17 protein-coding genes are annotated in these 14,980 nt (G+C 70.1%); 9 read left to right on the forward strand and 8 right to left on the reverse strand.

Annotation, left to right across the window (positions count from 1 at the left end; all coding sequences use genetic code 11):
* Positions 1–40 precede the first annotated feature (40 nt).
* Positions 41–355, reverse strand: coding sequence for a hypothetical protein (locus ACZ7M3_RS01175; protein WP_373559013.1), 315 nt, complete (start codon positions 353–355; stop codon positions 41–43).
* Positions 356–409: 54 nt separating this feature from the next.
* On the reverse strand, positions 410–994 hold the full coding sequence (locus ACZ7M3_RS01180) for a PadR family transcriptional regulator (protein ID WP_472059872.1): 585 nt from the start codon (positions 992–994) through the stop codon (positions 410–412).
* A gap of 123 nt (positions 995–1,117) precedes the next feature.
* Here ACZ7M3_RS01180 and ACZ7M3_RS01185 point away from each other — a divergent pair, with 123 nt between their 5' ends.
* Positions 1,118–1,876, forward strand: a complete 759-nt coding sequence (locus ACZ7M3_RS01185) for an alpha/beta fold hydrolase (RefSeq protein WP_472059873.1) — start codon at positions 1,118–1,120, stop codon at positions 1,874–1,876.
* 4 nt (positions 1,877–1,880) lie between these two features.
* On the opposite strand, the gene ACZ7M3_RS01190 is transcribed toward ACZ7M3_RS01185, so the two are convergent.
* Positions 1,881–2,480 carry a class I SAM-dependent methyltransferase gene (locus tag ACZ7M3_RS01190; RefSeq protein ID WP_472059874.1) on the reverse strand — a complete coding sequence of 200 codons (600 nt, stop codon included), beginning with the start codon at positions 2,478–2,480 and terminating at the stop codon, positions 1,881–1,883.
* A 151-nt stretch (positions 2,481–2,631) separates the two neighbouring features.
* Between ACZ7M3_RS01190 and ACZ7M3_RS01195 the strand changes: the two genes are divergently transcribed.
* The 5 genes from ACZ7M3_RS01195 to ACZ7M3_RS01215 all read left to right on the forward strand — a co-directional run bounded on the left by ACZ7M3_RS01195 (position 2,632) and on the right by ACZ7M3_RS01215 (position 7,685).
* A complete protein-coding gene (locus tag ACZ7M3_RS01195; RefSeq protein WP_095856066.1) occupies positions 2,632–3,405 on the forward strand; it encodes an MHYT domain-containing protein in 774 nt (257 codons plus the stop codon).
* Between the two features lie 62 nt (positions 3,406–3,467).
* The gene (locus ACZ7M3_RS01200; protein ID WP_472059875.1) at positions 3,468–6,074 is read left to right on the forward strand and encodes a sensor histidine kinase; all 2,607 of its coding nucleotides are present in this window, start codon (positions 3,468–3,470) and stop codon (positions 6,072–6,074) included.
* Positions 6,071–6,508: a roadblock/LC7 domain-containing protein gene (locus ACZ7M3_RS01205; protein ID WP_472059876.1), complete on the forward strand. Its 438-nt coding sequence runs from the start codon at positions 6,071–6,073 to the stop codon at positions 6,506–6,508. Before ACZ7M3_RS01200 ends, ACZ7M3_RS01205 begins: the two co-directional genes overlap by 4 nt.
* Before the next feature lie 19 nt (positions 6,509–6,527).
* Positions 6,528–6,923, forward strand: a complete 396-nt coding sequence (locus tag ACZ7M3_RS01210; RefSeq protein ID WP_472059877.1) for a DUF742 domain-containing protein — start codon at positions 6,528–6,530, stop codon at positions 6,921–6,923.
* A 156-nt stretch (positions 6,924–7,079) separates the two neighbouring features.
* Positions 7,080–7,685 carry a GTP-binding protein gene (locus ACZ7M3_RS01215; RefSeq protein WP_060902484.1) on the forward strand — a complete coding sequence of 202 codons (606 nt, stop codon included), beginning with the start codon at positions 7,080–7,082 and terminating at the stop codon, positions 7,683–7,685.
* A 40-nt stretch (positions 7,686–7,725) separates the two neighbouring features.
* Here the strand turns inward: ACZ7M3_RS01215 and ACZ7M3_RS01220 are convergent, their stop codons facing one another.
* The gene (locus tag ACZ7M3_RS01220; RefSeq protein ID WP_450424094.1) at positions 7,726–8,154 is read right to left on the reverse strand and encodes a PPOX class F420-dependent oxidoreductase; all 429 of its coding nucleotides are present in this window, start codon (positions 8,152–8,154) and stop codon (positions 7,726–7,728) included.
* Positions 8,155–8,247: 93 nt separating this feature from the next.
* Between ACZ7M3_RS01220 and ACZ7M3_RS01225 the strand changes: the two genes are divergently transcribed.
* Positions 8,248–8,661: a roadblock/LC7 domain-containing protein gene (locus tag ACZ7M3_RS01225; protein WP_067372598.1), complete on the forward strand. Its 414-nt coding sequence runs from the start codon at positions 8,248–8,250 to the stop codon at positions 8,659–8,661.
* 128 nt (positions 8,662–8,789) lie between these two features.
* Complete coding sequence (locus ACZ7M3_RS01230; protein WP_472059878.1) at positions 8,790–9,767, forward strand: DUF6397 family protein; 978 nt, start codon at positions 8,790–8,792, stop codon at positions 9,765–9,767.
* Between the two features lie 16 nt (positions 9,768–9,783).
* Here the strand turns inward: ACZ7M3_RS01230 and ACZ7M3_RS01235 are convergent, their stop codons facing one another.
* Together ACZ7M3_RS01235 and ACZ7M3_RS01240 are read right to left on the reverse strand one after the other, a co-directional pair.
* Positions 9,784–10,650, reverse strand: a complete 867-nt coding sequence (locus ACZ7M3_RS01235) for an acyl-CoA thioesterase (protein WP_472059879.1) — start codon at positions 10,648–10,650, stop codon at positions 9,784–9,786.
* A gap of 19 nt (positions 10,651–10,669) precedes the next feature.
* On the reverse strand, positions 10,670–13,183 hold the full coding sequence (locus ACZ7M3_RS01240) for a DEAD/DEAH box helicase (RefSeq protein ID WP_472059880.1): 2,514 nt from the start codon (positions 13,181–13,183) through the stop codon (positions 10,670–10,672).
* A gap of 145 nt (positions 13,184–13,328) precedes the next feature.
* Between ACZ7M3_RS01240 and ACZ7M3_RS01245 the strand changes: the two genes are divergently transcribed.
* Positions 13,329–14,123, forward strand: a complete 795-nt coding sequence (locus ACZ7M3_RS01245) for a metal-dependent hydrolase (protein WP_472059881.1) — start codon at positions 13,329–13,331, stop codon at positions 14,121–14,123.
* Positions 14,124–14,194: 71 nt separating this feature from the next.
* Here the strand turns inward: ACZ7M3_RS01245 and ACZ7M3_RS01250 are convergent, their stop codons facing one another.
* Together ACZ7M3_RS01250 and ACZ7M3_RS01255 are read right to left on the reverse strand one after the other, a co-directional pair.
* Positions 14,195–14,470, reverse strand: coding sequence for a type B 50S ribosomal protein L31 (locus ACZ7M3_RS01250; protein WP_095856076.1), 276 nt, complete (start codon positions 14,468–14,470; stop codon positions 14,195–14,197).
* A 33-nt stretch (positions 14,471–14,503) separates the two neighbouring features.
* Positions 14,504–14,974 (reverse strand): DUF5709 domain-containing protein, encoded by a 471-nt coding sequence (locus ACZ7M3_RS01255; RefSeq protein ID WP_067372614.1) that lies wholly within the window; start codon positions 14,972–14,974, stop codon positions 14,504–14,506.
* Between the last annotated feature and the right edge of the window lie 6 nt (positions 14,975–14,980).

The following is a 14,980-nucleotide window of genomic DNA, read 5'->3' on the forward strand; positions in this document are numbered from 1 at the left end:
GCTGGACGGGGGCGAAACGCCCGACCTGCGTCCACCGCGGTCAGGCGGCGGGCAGGCCGAGCAGCGTCCGCGCCACCGTCCGAGGCGACTCGTCGCGCTCCCGCGCCAGAGCGATGACGGCACGGCAGGCCAGCTCATTCACCCCGAACGACAGGGCCTCGGGCGACACCCAGGCCGCGGCCTCGTCGATCTGCTCCTGGTCGTCCTCCGCGCAGGCCGACACATAGGCCGCGGCCGCCTCGAAAAGATTGTGTGTACGTTTCTCCGGTCGCCGCTTGGCGGGCCGCTGCGCCTCGGCCCCGTCGGCCGCCTTCCGGCGCCATATCTCGCGGAGTCTGCCGAACATTCCGGTCATCGGGCCACCTTCCCCCTGCGCGGTTGCCATCGCTGATCGTTCACCTGCTGCTACTCAACGTAGAGTTGAAGGCCCGGCGGCAGAAGAGGGACGGTCCGGTGAAGCGCCGCGAACTTTCCCTTCGAGTGAGTCGATCGTGGCCCGCAGCCAGGTGAGTTCGGCCTGGCTCGTGGCCCGGGCGATCGTGAGAATGCCCTGCCGGAAGGGATCGTCGAGCTCTTCGGCGCGCAATGGCCGGTCGCCTTCGTAGAAGAAGCTCGCGGGCTCCTCCAGGAAGGCGAGCCTGCGGCGCAGTACCGCGGCCTGCGCCGCGGGGTCGGCCAGATGCCTGAGGAAGGCGAGCACCGTGAACCAGCGGTTCTCGTCGGTGATGTCGCGCTGTACGGGGTCCGCGAGCCGGCGGCGCAACTCGCTTCTCCCCTCCTCGGTGAGCGTCAGGACATGACGAGGGGCAGCCACGGAGCCGGGCTGCGTCGCCCGCGCCAGCGACCCCGCCTTCTCCAGCCGCTTGATCGCGGGATAGAGCGTGCTCTCCGCGACGGGCTTCACGTGGCCGGTCAGCGCGGTGATGCGCTTGCGCAGCTCGTAGCCGTGCAGCGGGGCGTCGTACAGAAAGCCGAGGATGGCCAGCTCAAGCATGCTCCGCATTCTGCCGCACCAGCGGTGTACATCACTACCTTGGTACATCGCTTCCTCTATACATCGAACCCGAGGTATTCTCCTGGAGCACGAGAAACGATGACGCAGACCTGAGGGAGAGCGATGAGGCAGGCCGAGTTCGACGGCAAGGGAAGCCGCATCCGCTGGACGGAGGCGACGGGCGCTGAACCGGCCCGGGTGTACGTACACGGACTGGGGTCGGCCTCGACGGTCTACAACGCCCACATCGCGGCCCGGCCCGAACTGGCAGGGCGCCGGACCCTGTTCGTCGATCTGCCCGGTCACGGCATCAGTGATCGGCCCGCGGACTTCGGCTACACCCTGGAGGACCACGCGGACGCGCTGGCGGCCGCCCTGGACGAGGCCGGTGTCACGGCGGCGGAGCTGGTCGCGCACAGCATGGGCGGCGCGGTGGCCATCGTGCTCGCCCATCGACGTCCCGAGCTCGTCTCCAGGCTGGTCCTCGTGGAGGCGAACCTCGACCCGTATCCACCGGTCAAGGCGGGCAGCAGCGGCATCGCCTCGTACACGGAGGAGGAGTACGTCGAAAACGGTGGCCACGCGCGCGTGCTCGACAAAGTCGGCCCCTCCTGGGCGGCGACCATGCGGCTCGCCGACCCGCGTGCGCTGCACCGCACCGCGATCGGCCTTGCGCGCGGCACGGTCCCCACGATGCGGCACCTGCTCGAAGACCTGACGGCGGACCGTGTCTACCTTCAGGGGGCCCTGAGCGGTGAACTGGCGAACAGGGAGGGGCTGGAGGCCGCCGGAGTCCGGGTGGTGACCGTTCCCGGTGCGGGGCACAACGTCATGTTCGACAACCCCGACGCCTTCGCGGCCGAGGTCGCCGGAATGGTCTGAGACCTCAGCCCCGCCGTGTGGCCAGCGCCAGGAAGCGGGCGTCCTCGTCGACGTACGAGGTCATGTCCCAGCCGGAAGCAGCCAGCAGAGGGCGGAGATTGGCCTCCGCCCTCAGGTCGTCCGGTGTGATCCGGCGCCCTTGGCGCGCAGCGAGCGCGGCCCGGCCGATCGGATGGAACAGCGCCAGCGTGCCGCCGGGCCGCACCACCCGCGCCAACTCCCGCAGATTCTCGGCGGGGTTGGGCAGATGCGCGATCAGCCCCGCCCCGAGGACGGCGTCCAGCGACTCCGAGCGCAGCGGCAGCGCAGCCACGTCGGCGAGCAGCAACTGCCCGTCGCGGTGCCGTCCGGCCCGTACCGCGGCCGCCAGCATGGCCGGGGTCAGATCGGCTGCGACGACCACTCCGGAGGGCCCCACGGCCGCGCGCAGCGGCGGCAGCGCCCGCCCGGTACCGCAGCCCGCGTCGAGTACACGGTCCCCCTCGCGCAGACCGAGTTCGCCGACCGCCGCCGCATAGGCCGGCCCGTCGTCGGGGAACCGCGCGTCCCAGTCGGCCGCGCGCGCCGTGAAGAACTCCTGGACGTGTGTGTGGTCGTCGCTCATGCCCGCATGATCTCTCACCGACATGAAGTGCGACGCTGTGCACACGTTCGAGCGTCACGCGATCGGTCACGTACCTGTCTGTGTCATATTTCAACACCTTTCGAAATGCGCTCCCTTTGTGCGCCCCTGACCGGACTAGCGTCCCTGGGCCATGGGACACCTGGACCACGCCGCCTTCGGCTGGCTGACCCCCGTGCTGTCGTACGTGATGGCCTGTATAGGCGCCGCCCTGGGGCTGCGCTGCACGGTCCGGGCGCTCGGCGCCACCGGGCGCTCGCGCCGCAACTGGCTGCTCACCGCGGCCTCCGCGATCGGCACCGGCATCTGGACGATGCACTTCGTGGCGATGCTCGGCTTCAGTGTCAGCGGTACGGAAATCCGCTACAACGTGCCGCTGACCATCCTCAGTCTGCTCGTCGCGATGGTCGTCGTGGGCGCGGGCGTCTTCGCCGTCGGCTACGGCCGCGACCGGGGCCGTGCGCTCGTCCTGGGCGGGCTCACCACCGGACTCGGCGTCGCGAGCATGCACTACCTGGGCATGGCGGCGCTGCGGCTGCACGGCGCCGTGCGCTACGACCCGGTGCTCGTCGGGCTCTCCGTCGTGATCGCCGTGGTCGCGGCCACCGCGGCCCTGTGGGCGGCACTCAACATCAGGTCGCCCGTCGCGGTCGCCGTCGCCTCCCTCGTCATGGGCGGGGCGGTGAGCAGCATGCACTACACCGGAATGATGGCGGTGAGCGTGCATGTCAGCCCCTCCGGGGAGGCCCTTCCCGGGGCCACGGCGATGCAGTTCATCTTCCCCCTCGCCGTCGGCCTCGGGTCCTATCTCTTCCTGACCTCTGCATTCGTCGCGCTGTCCCCGACGGCCCGCGAGCGCGAGGCATCCGCATCGGCCCAGCGGCCGGTCGAGAGCGTCGCCCGCTAGGGGCGGGCCCGAGCCACGACGGCTCGGACGGCACGCCCCGAACCACTCCGAGCGAGGAGGCCATGCGTACACCCCGTAGGACCCCTGCAGCCGGCGCCGAGCCGTCGGCCCCACCCCCGCAGCGCGGCCGCCGCGCCCACGCGGGACCGCCCGCCGACGAGTACACCGACCCCGACGAGGACGCCACAGGGTCGCCGCCGGAGGCATCCGCGCGCGCGGGACGATGGCGCCTACGTCCTCGTACAGTGCGGGCCAAGATCGTCTGCCTGCTCATGGTGCCGGTCGTCTCTCTGCTCGCCCTGTGGGCGTACGCCACGGTGAGTACCGCTCAGGACGTCGCGCGGCTGCGGCAGTTGCAGCGCGTGGACTCCACCGTCCGAGCCCCGGTCGACGACGCCGTCGCCGCGCTCCAGGCCGAACGCGCGGCCGCCGTCCGCCATGCGACCGACCCGAACTCCGAGCCACAGAGCGATCTCAAGACGCTGGCGGAACGCACCGACCGCGCGGTGGCGAAGCTGCGACTGGGCGACCACAACACCGTCGCCGACGGCGCCGACCTGCCCGCCGGAGTGGCCGGACGGCTCGACGCCTTCGTCAACGGGGCCGAGAGCCTGGGGCCCCTGCGCGCCGCCGTACTGGAGCGCCGTACCGGATGGGACGAGGCGTACGGGCAGTACACCAGGACCATTTCGGTGGCCTTCGCGGTCGGGGGCGCCCTCACCGGCATCCAGGACGCCGACCTGGGCTCCGACGCGCGCGTACTCCTCGAATTCTCCCGGGCCGGCGAGGCGCTGGCCCAGGAGGACACCGTGCTGTCCGGTGCCCGGCTCGCCCACACCCTGGACGGTGAGCGACTGCGGCAGTTCACCGGGGCGGTCGCCACCCGCCGCGCCCTGACCGACGCCGCCGTCGCGGATCTGCGTGGACCCGAACAGGCCTCCTGGCGCGACCTCGTGACGGGGAGCGCGTACGCCGACGTACGAGCCGTCGAGGACAAGGTGCTCGCGTCGAGGCCCGGCGGAATCGCCGTCGACGCCGCGCCGGAAGCCGACTGGAACACCGCCCACGCGCGCGTGCAGGACGCCATGCGCGCCATCGAGGCGAAAGCGGGCCGGGGTGTCGCGGACCGGGCCGACCCCTTGACCCGCGGTCTGCTGACACCCGCCGGCGCCGCTGTCGTGTTCGGCCTCGCCGCCGTCGCCGCCTCGCTCGTGATCTCCGTACGCATCGGACGCGGCCTCGTCGTCGAGCTGGTGCTCCTGCGCAACAGCGCCCTCGAGATCGCTCGACGCAAGCTGCCCGAGGCGATGCGCAAGCTGCGCGCGGGGGAGGAGATCGACGTCCGCGCGGAGGCTCCACCAGGACCTCCCTCGGAGGACGAGACCGGACAGGTCGCGGAGGCCCTGGGCACCGTGCACCGGGCCGCCCTGCGCGCCGCCGTCGAACGCGCGGAACTGGCCAGCGGGATCTCGGGGGTCTTCGTCAATCTCGCCCGGCGCAGCCAGGTCCTCGTGCACCGCCAACTGAGCCTGTTGGACAGCATGGAGCGCAGGTCCGAGGACCCGAACGAACTGAGTGACCTCTTCCGGCTCGACCACCTCACCACCCGGATGCGGCGCCACGCGGAGAGCCTGATCATCCTTTCCGGTGCCGCACCCGGCCGGGCCTGGCGCATGCCGGTCTCGCTGACGAACGTGGTCCGCGCGGCCGTGTCCGAAGTCGAGGACTACGCGCGCGTGGAGGTACGACAGCTGCCCGAGGCAGCGGTGGGGGGCGCCGCCGTGGCCGACCTCACCCACCTCCTGGCGGAGATCGTCGAGAACGCCGCCCAGTTCTCCCCGCCGCACACCCGAGTCCGCATCACGGGCGAACCGGTCGGCAACGGCTACGCCGTGGAGGTCGAGGACCGAGGGCTCGGGATGGGCAAGGAGACGCTCGACGAGGCCAATCGGCGCATCGAACAGTCCGAGGCGCTCGACCTGTTCGACAGCGATCGGCTCGGTCTCTTCGTGGTCAGCAGGCTCGCGGCCCGGCACGGCATCAGGGTGCACCTGCGCACCTCGCCCTACGGGGGCACCACCGCCGTCGTCCTGTTGCCGACCGCGCTGCTGCACGCAGGCGCGACGGAACGTTCCCCCCGCAAGACAGACAACGAAAGGCCCGACGAACGCGAGTACGCGCGTGTATCGGCCGCCCCGGAGCACACCTCCGTCCAGGCGCCCATCGAGCGGCCCGCGCTCGTGCCCCTCGTGCAGACCGCTGTCGAACCCCCGGCGCACGGCTCGCCGGAAGCCCCCGTGAACGGTTCGCCGGAAACCCCCGCGAACGTCTTGTCCGAAACCCCTGTGAACGGCTCGCCGGAAACGACACCACCTGGAGTCACCACTTTGCGGCTGCACCGCCCTCCGGACGACTCCGAGGGGTCCGACGACCTCCCACGGCGCGTACGGCAGGCGAGCCTCGCGCCCCAACTGCGCGTACAGCGAGCCGAGGAGCCGACACAAGTGGCGGCCCATCAGCACGACGACACACGCACCCCCGAACTCGTACGCGATCGTATGGCGGCCTACCGCGACGGCTGGGCGCGCGGCGGCGGCAGAACACCCGGTCGCGGCGCCCTCCCAGACCCCGATGCGGGCAGCGACAGCAGTGAAGGAGACCCCGCGTGATCCAGGACCCGAGCATGAGGGCAGCCCAGCGATCCGGCGAACTCGACTGGCTGCTGGACGACTTGGTGCTGCGCGTCACCGAAGTGCGGCATGCGGTGGTGCTGTCGAACGACGGACTGGCGGTGGGTTCCTCCACCGGCCTCAGGCGCGAGGACGCCGAACACCTGGCCGCCATCGCCTCGGGCTTTCACAGTCTCGCCAAGGGCGCGGGGCGCCACTTCGGCGCCGGAGGCGTACGCCAGACGATGGTGGAGATGGACGACGGCTTCCTGTTCGTCGCGGCAGCGGGCGACGGCTCGTGCCTCGCCGTCCTCACCGCGGTCACGGCCGACATCGGTCTGGTGGCCTATGAGATGGCGCGGTTGGTCAAGCGCGTCGGCGAGCACCTCTACACGCCGCCGCGGGTCGCCGCGCAGCCGCCCGCCGCCGGATGACCGAGGGCGGGCGGAGCAGATGACCGAGGACCTCGCGGGCAGCCAGTGGTACGACAGCGAAGCGGGACCGCTCGTCCGTCCCTACGCGATGACGGGCGGCCGCACCAAGCCGGGCCCCACCGGAGTGCGCTTCGACCTGATCGCCCTGGTCACCCTCGACAAGGGTGCACCCGGAGTCGACGAGGACTCCCTGCTCGGGCCGGAACACCGGGCCCTCATCGACCTGTGCCGCACGGAGACGCAGTCCGTGGCCGAACTCGCCGCGGGCGCGGATCTGCCGGTGGGCGTGGTCAGAGTGCTGCTCGGCGACCTGCTGGAACTGGGCTGCGTCAGCATCAGCCGCCCGGTGCCGCCCGCACAACTGCCCGACGAGCGGATCCTCCGCGAGGTGATCGAGGGACTGAGGGCGCTCTAGATGAACGACGCGGCTCCACACGTCCAGGTGAACCACGCGACTCCGTACACCCCGATGAACGACGCGATTCCACACACGCGCACACAGGCACCGACGCATACCCGGCACCGTTCGACCGACGCCGAGCGCTGCCGCCACTCCCGAGAGAAGTGATCGATGGTCTCCGAGAACTCCGACGCCTCGGCCGATGAAACGACCGCCCTGGCGTTGAAGATACTGGTCGCCGGCGGGTTCGGCGTGGGCAAGACCACCCTGGTGGGCGCGGTCAGCGAGATCAGGCCGCTGCGCACCGAGGAACTGCTCAGCGAGGCGGGTCAGTCGGTGGACGACACCGACGGCGTGGACCACAAGGTCACGACGACCGTCGCCATGGACTTCGGACGCATCACCATCCGGTCCGGCCTCTCCCTCTACCTCTTCGGCACGCCGGGCCAGGACCGGTTCTGGTTCCTGTGGGACGAGTTGTCGCAGGGCGCGTTGGGGGCCGTCGTCCTCGCGGATACCCGCAGGCTCGAGGACTGCTTTCCCGCGGTGGACTACTTCGAGCACCGGCACATCCCGTTCGTGGTGGCCGTCAACTGCTTCACGGGCGCCCGCGCCTACGGCGCCCAGGACGTGTCGCGTGCCCTCGACCTCGACCGCGGCACGCCCGTGGTGCTCTGCGACGCCCGGGACCGCGACTCCGGGAAGGAGGTACTCATCCGGCTCGTGGAGTACGCCGGGCGGGTGCACACCGCCCGGCTGCTCGACTCCGTCGGTTGAGGCCAGGGAACAATCGGGCCGAGGTCTCCGAGGGAGGGACCTAGGCCGTCATCGAGGCCCAAGCCACGACCTTCTCGATCCTCACGCGGACGAGGAGTTCACCCGGGACGCCGTTGCGCTTCCCGAGCTCCTCGGCCCGGTCCTCACCCATGTAGCGTGCGCCGATCCGAGCTGCCCAGTGACGCAGCTCGTCCAGATCCTCCGACAACTCGGCACGACCCTCCAGAACCACGAAGTCGAACGGCGGCCGGTCGTCGTCCACGCAGAGGGCGACTCGCCCGTCGCGGGCCAGATTCCGTCCCTTGACACTCTCCTTCGCGGTGTTGAAGAGCACGTGGTCGCCGTCCAGTAGAAACCAGATCGGCGCCACGTGCGGACTTCCGTCGGCGCGGACGGTCGACAGCTTTCCGGTGCGGGTGCCCTGCGAGACGAAGGCCCGCCATTGCTCATCGGTCATCTTCTGTGCCATGCGCCCATCCTCCTTGCCCGGAGGGCGGCCGTGAGGAAGGCTGGCTGGTCGGATCCTCCAGCCAGGGGGAAAAGCATCACGGGGAGATGGCGCATGGCACAGAACACGGGGCTCGGCTGGCTGCTCGACGATCTGACCGAGCGCGTCGAACACGTACGGCACGCGTTGGTGTTGTCCAACGACGGGCTGGTGACCGGCGCGAGCACAGGACTTCGACGTGAGGACGCCGAGCACCTCGCGGCGGTCTCGTCGGGCCTGCACAGCCTGGCGAAGGGCTCAGGTCGGTACTTCGGCACCGGTCAGGTGCGTCAGACGATGATCGAGTTCGACGACGCGGTACTTTTCGTCACCGCGGCGGGCTCGGGCAGCTGTCTGTGTGTCCTCAGCGCCGCGGAAGCCGACATCGGCCAGGTCGCCTACGAGATGACACTGCTCGTCAACCGTGTCGGCGAACACCTCGGCGTGGACGTACGCCAACCGGAACGTTCGTCTTCCGTAGATCTCTGACCTGCGGATACGTCATCGCGGTCAGAGTTATCCACAGGCTCGCCGCGAGATCGGCCGAACCGGCTACGGTTTTTCTCGAAGCAAGCGCCCGACGGCGCGAGCACCGTACTCCACGGGGGAGAACCGTCATGTCCGGCAACACCATCACGCAGTCCACCGCCCCACAGTCCACCGCCTCACAGTCCACCGCATCGAGGTCCGCCACATCGTCGCTCGCACGCGCCGCGCGAGAACTGGAGCTCAAGCGCGGCGAGTTCGATCTCGCCCTGCACCTCGGATGCGTCCGCACCGTTCCCGACGAGGGGGGCGGCGGACGCCGCGTCAATCGTGCGGAGATCGAGCGGGTGCGCTCCGAGGACGGCTTCCCCGAGGCATTGAGGGAACGCGTGAAGGCCGTCGGCACCACGGAGGGCGCGGCGCTCATGGGCGTGACGGCCGCCAGGTTCACGCGCTTCGCGCGCCTGGGTCTGATGGTGCCCGTGAAGTTCTACCTGAACCGGTACAGGGCTGTGGTCTGGCTGTACCTGGCCGAAGAACTGCGCCAGTTCGGGGCGGACGAGCAGAACACCCCGCTGCTGAAGGGCCGTACCCCCGAGGGACTCCGCGACCAGCTGGAAGCCGGCCTGGACCTCCGCCCTCGCAACTGGCGGGGCCGGCACATGGGATTCCTGCTGCGGCAGACCGAGGATCCCTGGGCGCAGGCCGCGATCGTGGCCTCCTTGCTCGACCCCGTTCAGGTGGCCGAGATCGTCAGGGACCCCTACGAGCGCGCGTATCTGAACCGCTTCCGGCCCGAGCGGGCCGCCCACGGCGCCGCGCCGGACACGCCCGCCGCGCACCTCGTCTCGCGCATCATGACGGCCGAGGATCCCGACGAGATCAGCTGGCTCCGTGCGGACCTTGGCCAAGCACTCGTCGAGGCCCGAGAGCTCCGCCCCGCGCCCCGCCCGACGCCGAAGGCATCGCCGACGCCGGTCTCCTCCTTCGGCGCGGCGGCTCCGGTGGCCTCGCGACCGCGGGAAGCCGCGCTCGACGACCGGGCCCCGACCGTGGAGTCCGAGCGGCCACGCAGGCTCCTCGGGTGGCTGCGCCGCAGAAGCCCCTGACCCTTTTCCTGCATCCCTACAGAGCCCGGAAAAGCCCCTCCTGGACGACCGAGACGAGCAGGCGTCCCTCCAGGTCGTAGATGCGCCCGCGGGCCAGCCCGCGACCGCCCGTCGCGATCGGCGACTCCTGGTCGTAGAGGAACCACTCGTCCGCGCGGAACGGCCGGTGGAACCACATCGCGTGGTCGAGCGAGGCCATGTCGAAGCCGCGCTGACCCCACAGCGGCTCCACCGGGATGCGGACGGCGTCCAGGAGGGTCATGTCGCTCGCGTAGGTGAGGGCGCAGGTGTGCACGAGCGGGTCGTCGCCCAGTGGCCCGACGGCACGCATCCACACCGCGCTGCGGGGCTCCGCGTCCTTTATCTCCTCCGGGGTCCAGCGCAGTCCGTCCACGTACCGGATGTCGAACGGCTGGCGGCGTGCCATGCGCTCCAGCGACTCGGGAAGCGCGCCCAGATGCTCGGTGATCTCCTGCGAGACCGTCGGCAGCGACTCCGGGTGCGGTATCTCGCGGGTCGGCGGCAACTGGTGCTCGAAGCTCCCATCCTCAGGCTTGTGAAAGGAGGCGGTCAGATTGAAGATCGTGCGCCCCTGCTGCACGGCGGTGACGCGACGGGTGGTGAACGACCGCCCGTCCCTGACCCGTTCGACCTGGTACACGATCGGCACGCCCGGCCGGCCCGGGCGCAGGAAGTACGCGTGCAGTGAGTGCACCGGCCGGTCGGCCTCGGCGGTGCGCCCGGCCGCCACCAGGGCCTGGCCCGCCACCTGGCCGCCGAAGACCCGCTGCAGTGATTCGTCCGGGCTGCGGCCACGGAAGATGTTGACCTCGATCTGCTCCAGGTCGAGCAGGTCGACGAGCCTCTCGGCTGGGTTCGTCATGTGGGGGATTCTCCTGTGCTCACAACTGGCCGACGTCGGTGACCTTGACGATGGCACGGCCCTCCGCGTCGGAGGCCACCAGGTCGACCTCCGCGCTGATGCCCCAGTCGTGATCGCCGTTCGGGTCGGCGAAGGTCTGACGGACGCGCCACAGTGCGTTCTGCGGCTCCTCCACGATCGACAGCAGCTTGGGGCCACGTGCGTCGGGGCCCGTGCCGAGGTCCTCGTACTCGTCCCAGTACTTGTCCATCGCCTCGCCCCAGGCGTCGGCGTCCCAGCCGGATTCGCCGTCCATCTCACCGAGCTCGTCGACGTTGTCGAGTGCGGCGAGTTCGACACGGCGGAACATCGCGTTGCGGACGAGGACACGGAAGGCGCGGGCGTTCGATGTGACCGGCTTGACCTGGTCGGCCCTCTCCTGGGCCTCCTCGGCCGTCATCTCCTCGGGGTTGGCGAGCTGCTCCCACTCGTCGAGGAGACTCGAGTCGACCTGGCGCACCAGCTCGCCCAGCCAGGCGATCAGATCCTCCAGGTCCTCGGACTTGAGGTCGTCCGGGACGGTGTGTTCCAGCGCCTTGTAGGCACTCGCGAGGTAGCGCAGGACGATGCCCTCAGTACGGGCGAGCTCGTAGTGGGAGACGAACTCCGTGAAGGACATGGCCCGTTCGTACATGTCACGGATGACGGACTTCGGCGACAACGGATGGTCGCCGACCCACGGGTGGCTCTTGCGGTAGGTGTTGTAGGCGTGGAAGAGCAGCTCCTCCAGCGGCTTGGGGTACGACACGTCCTGGAGCCGTTCCATGCGCTCCTCGTACTCGACGCCGTCCGCCTTCATCGCCGCCACGGCCTCGCCGCGCGCCTTGTTCTGCTGGGCCGCGAGGATCTGCCGCGGGTCGTCCAGGGTGGACTCCACGACGGACACCATGTCCAGGGCGTAGGAGGGCGACTCGGGGTCCAGCAGCTCGAACGCGGCGAGCGCGAAGGTCGACAGCGGCTGGTTGAGCGCGAAGTCCTGTTGCAGATCCACGGTGAGGCGCACGATGCGACCCGTGGCGTCCGGCTCGTCGAGCTTCTCGACGATGCCGCCGTCGAGGAGCGAGCGGTAGATCGCGATCGCCCGCCGGATGTGGCGCAGCTGCTGCTTGCGCGGCTCGTGGTTGTCCTCCAGCAGATGCCGCATCGCCTCGAAGGCGTTCCCGGGCCGGGCGATCACCGCCAGGAGCATGGTGTGGGTGACCCGGAAGCGGGAGGTGAGCGGCTCGGGATCGGAGGCGATGAGCTTCTCGAACGTGTTGTCCGTCCAGCCGACGAAGCCCTCGGGAGCCTTCTTGCGGACCACCTTGCGGCGCTTCTTCGGGTCGTCGCCCGCCTTGGCGAGCGCCTTCTCGTTCTCGATGACGTGCTCGGGCGCCTGCGCCACGACGAAGCCCGCCGTGTCGAATCCGGCGCGCCCGGCGCGGCCGGCGATCTGGTGGAACTCACGGGCACGGAGCGTGCGCACCCGGTTGCCGTCGTACTTCGTCAGCGCCGTGAACAGCACGGTGCGGATCGGGACGTTGACGCCGACACCGAGGGTGTCCGTGCCACAGATGACCTTCAGCAGACCGGCCTGGGCCAGTTTCTCCACCAGTCGCCGGTACTTGGGCAGCATGCCCGCGTGGTGCACTCCGATGCCGTGGCGTACGTACCGGGAGAGGTTGCGGCCGAACTTGGTGGTGAAACGGAAATTGCCGATCAGCTCGGCGATCTGGTCTTTCTCCTCGCGCGTGCACATGTTGATGCTCATGAGCGCCTGCGCCCGCTCCACGGCCTGCGCCTGCGTGAAGTGGACGATGTAGACCGGAGCCTGCTTGGTCGCGAGCAGCTCGGTGAGCGTCTCCGTCAGCGGGGTCAGCACGTATTCGTAGGAGAGCGGCACGGGCCGGGTCGCCGAGCGGACCACCGACGTGGGCCGTCCGGTGCGCCGGGTGAGGTCCTTCTCGAACATCGCGACGTCGCCGAGCGTCGCCGACATCAGGATGAACTGCGCCTGCGGCAGTTCCAGGATCGGGATCTGCCACGCCCAGCCGCGGTCGGCCTCGGCGTAGAAGTGGAACTCGTCCATGACGACCTGGCCGACGTCGGCGTGCTTGCCGTCCCGCAGCGCGATGGACGCCAGCACCTCGGCGGTGCAGCAGATGACGGGGGCGTCGGAGTTCACGGAGGCGTCGCCGGTCAGCATGCCGACGTTCTCGGTGCCGAAGATCTTGCACAGCTCGAAGAACTTCTCCGAGACCAGTGCCTTGATCGGCGCCGTGTAGAAGGTGACCTCGTCACGGGCGAGCGCGGCGAAGTGGGCCCCCGCGGCGATCATGCTCTTGCCCGAGCCGGTGGGCGTCGAGACGATCACGTTCGCACCCGAGACCACCTCGATCAGCGCCTCCTCCTGATGGGGGTAGAGCGTGAGACCGCGTTCCCCGGCCCACGACTCGAAGGCTTCGTAGAGGGCGTCGGGATCTGGGGTCTGCGGCAGCTGATCGATGAGGGTCACGCCCCCATCTTGCCTGTCGACCCGCTCGATGGGGGAATCGGATGCTCGTCCGAAGATCACGACCGTTACGCTGTGGCGCCGACGAAGCGTCAGCGTATGCGGGCAACTGGACAGCGGCTAAAGAAGAATAGGGCGGGGAACGGTCATGATGGGACCAGCACACTCACTCTCGGGAGCCGCGGCCTGGCTCGGCGTCGGAGCGGCAGCGGCCGCCACCGGTCACACGATGCCCTGGCCGGTTCTCCTCGTCGGCGCCCTGATCTGCGCGGGTGCCGCGCTCGCCCCCGACCTGGACCACAAGGCGGCGACGATCTCGCGGGCCTTCGGGCCCGTCTCACGGACCCTGTGCGAGATCGTCGACAAGCTCTCGTACGCCGTCTACAAGTCGACCCGCAAGCCGGGCGACCCACGGCGCAACGGCGGCCATCGCACGCTGACGCACACCTGGCTGTGGGCGGTGATGATCGGCGCGGGCACCGCGGTCCTCGCGATCACAGGTGGCCGCTGGGCGGTCCTGGCCATCCTCTTCGTGCACATGGTGCTCGCGATCGAGGGACTTCTGTGGCGGGCCGCTCGCGGCTCCAGCAGCGACGTCCTGGTCTGGCTGCTGGCCGCGACCAGTGCCTGGATCCTCGCCGGAGTCCTGGACAAGCCGGGCAACGGTTCGGACTGGCTGTTCACCGCGCCGGGCCAGGAGTACCTGTGGCTCGGCCTGCCGATCGTCCTGGGCGCCCTGGTGCACGACATAGGCGACGCGCTCACGGTGTCCGGCTGCCCGGTCCTGTGGCCCATCCCGATCGGCCGCAAGCGCTGGTACCCGATCGGCCCGCCCAAGGCGATGCGCTTCCGGGCCGGCAGCTGGGTCGAGCTCAAGGTGCTCATGCCGGTCTTCATGCTGCTCGGAGGAGTGGGCTGCGCGGCGGCGCTCAACTTCATCTGAGCCAGCGCGTCAGCCCCGCAGGCCCGAGGAGGAGCGTCAGCCCCACACGCCCGAGCGCGGGGGGCAATCCCTCACGCCGACCCGTCCTTGTCCGCTCCCTGCCCCGCACCCCCGTACCGCCTCTCGAACTGTGCGATCCGGCCCTCCGAGTCCACGGTCCGGGCCTTGCCCGTGTAGAAGGGGTGGCTCTCCGAGGAGATCTCGACGTCGACGACCGGGTAGGTCTCGCCGTCGTCCCACTCGATGGTCTGGTCGCTCGTCGCGGTGGACCGGGTGAGGAACGCGTACCCGGCGGCGCGGTCGCGGAAGACGACGGAGTGGTAGTCGGGGTGCTTGTCCTGCTGCATGGGTGCTCCTTGGGGGAGAGGGGCGGGGGCCGGTCAGCCGGACGCGGTGTCCTCGTCGACGATGTGCATCGCGGCCTCCTCGGCCGAGGCCGCGGCCCCGTCGATGCCGACGTCGGTGGCGATCAGCCCGCTCTCGTCGTCCTCGTGCGCTCCTTCATTGGGGGCGACGAGACGACCGGAGCGGCTGGCGCCCACTTCGTTGTCCCAGGCTTCGCCGTCGGTGCCCTGGCAGTCTCCGATGCCGTCCCCGTCCGGCTCCGCGACGTCGGGCATCTCCTCCGCGAGGCGCTGGTCCAGGCTCTCACCCTGTCGGCGCTCCGCGGCGGTCACCCCGGAGTGCTCCACCGCCCACGGCCGCTCCGGCGGGGACCAACCCCGGTCGAGCGGGTCACCGACACCGTCGGAGAGCAGGGTGTCCTCGGAGTCGAGCAGCCCCGCGTCGTCCTGTACCTCGGATCCGTCGGGCTGGTAGACGTCGTCTCCCCATCCGTCGACGCTGTTCACGGGTAC

This window comes from Streptomyces sp. NPDC111656, from assembly GCF_055656965.1.

What these genes read in the sequence shown, in the direction of transcription:
- ACZ7M3_RS01175 (WP_373559013.1), bottom strand. Translation starts at nt 355, where the DNA reads ATGACCGGAATGTTCGGCAGACTCCGCGAGATATGGCGCCGGAAGGCG.
- ACZ7M3_RS01180 (WP_472059872.1), bottom strand. Translation starts at nt 994, where the DNA reads ATGCTTGAGCTGGCCATCCTCGGCTTTCTGTACGACGCCCCGCTGCAC.
- ACZ7M3_RS01185 (WP_472059873.1), top strand. Translation starts at nt 1,118, where the DNA reads ATGAGGCAGGCCGAGTTCGACGGCAAGGGAAGCCGCATCCGCTGGACG.
- ACZ7M3_RS01190 (WP_472059874.1), bottom strand. Translation starts at nt 2,480, where the DNA reads ATGAGCGACGACCACACACACGTCCAGGAGTTCTTCACGGCGCGCGCG.
- ACZ7M3_RS01195 (WP_095856066.1), top strand. Translation starts at nt 2,632, where the DNA reads ATGGGACACCTGGACCACGCCGCCTTCGGCTGGCTGACCCCCGTGCTG.
- ACZ7M3_RS01200 (WP_472059875.1), top strand. Translation starts at nt 3,468, where the DNA reads ATGCGTACACCCCGTAGGACCCCTGCAGCCGGCGCCGAGCCGTCGGCC.
- ACZ7M3_RS01210 (WP_472059877.1), top strand. Translation starts at nt 6,528, where the DNA reads ATGACCGAGGACCTCGCGGGCAGCCAGTGGTACGACAGCGAAGCGGGA.
- ACZ7M3_RS01215 (WP_060902484.1), top strand. Translation starts at nt 7,080, where the DNA reads ATGGTCTCCGAGAACTCCGACGCCTCGGCCGATGAAACGACCGCCCTG.
- ACZ7M3_RS01220 (WP_450424094.1), bottom strand. Translation starts at nt 8,154, where the DNA reads ATGGCACAGAAGATGACCGATGAGCAATGGCGGGCCTTCGTCTCGCAG.
- ACZ7M3_RS01225 (WP_067372598.1), top strand. Translation starts at nt 8,248, where the DNA reads ATGGCACAGAACACGGGGCTCGGCTGGCTGCTCGACGATCTGACCGAG.
- ACZ7M3_RS01230 (WP_472059878.1), top strand. Translation starts at nt 8,790, where the DNA reads ATGTCCGGCAACACCATCACGCAGTCCACCGCCCCACAGTCCACCGCC.
- ACZ7M3_RS01235 (WP_472059879.1), bottom strand. Translation starts at nt 10,650, where the DNA reads ATGACGAACCCAGCCGAGAGGCTCGTCGACCTGCTCGACCTGGAGCAG.
- ACZ7M3_RS01245 (WP_472059881.1), top strand. Translation starts at nt 13,329, where the DNA reads ATGATGGGACCAGCACACTCACTCTCGGGAGCCGCGGCCTGGCTCGGC.
- ACZ7M3_RS01250 (WP_095856076.1), bottom strand. Translation starts at nt 14,470, where the DNA reads ATGCAGCAGGACAAGCACCCCGACTACCACTCCGTCGTCTTCCGCGAC.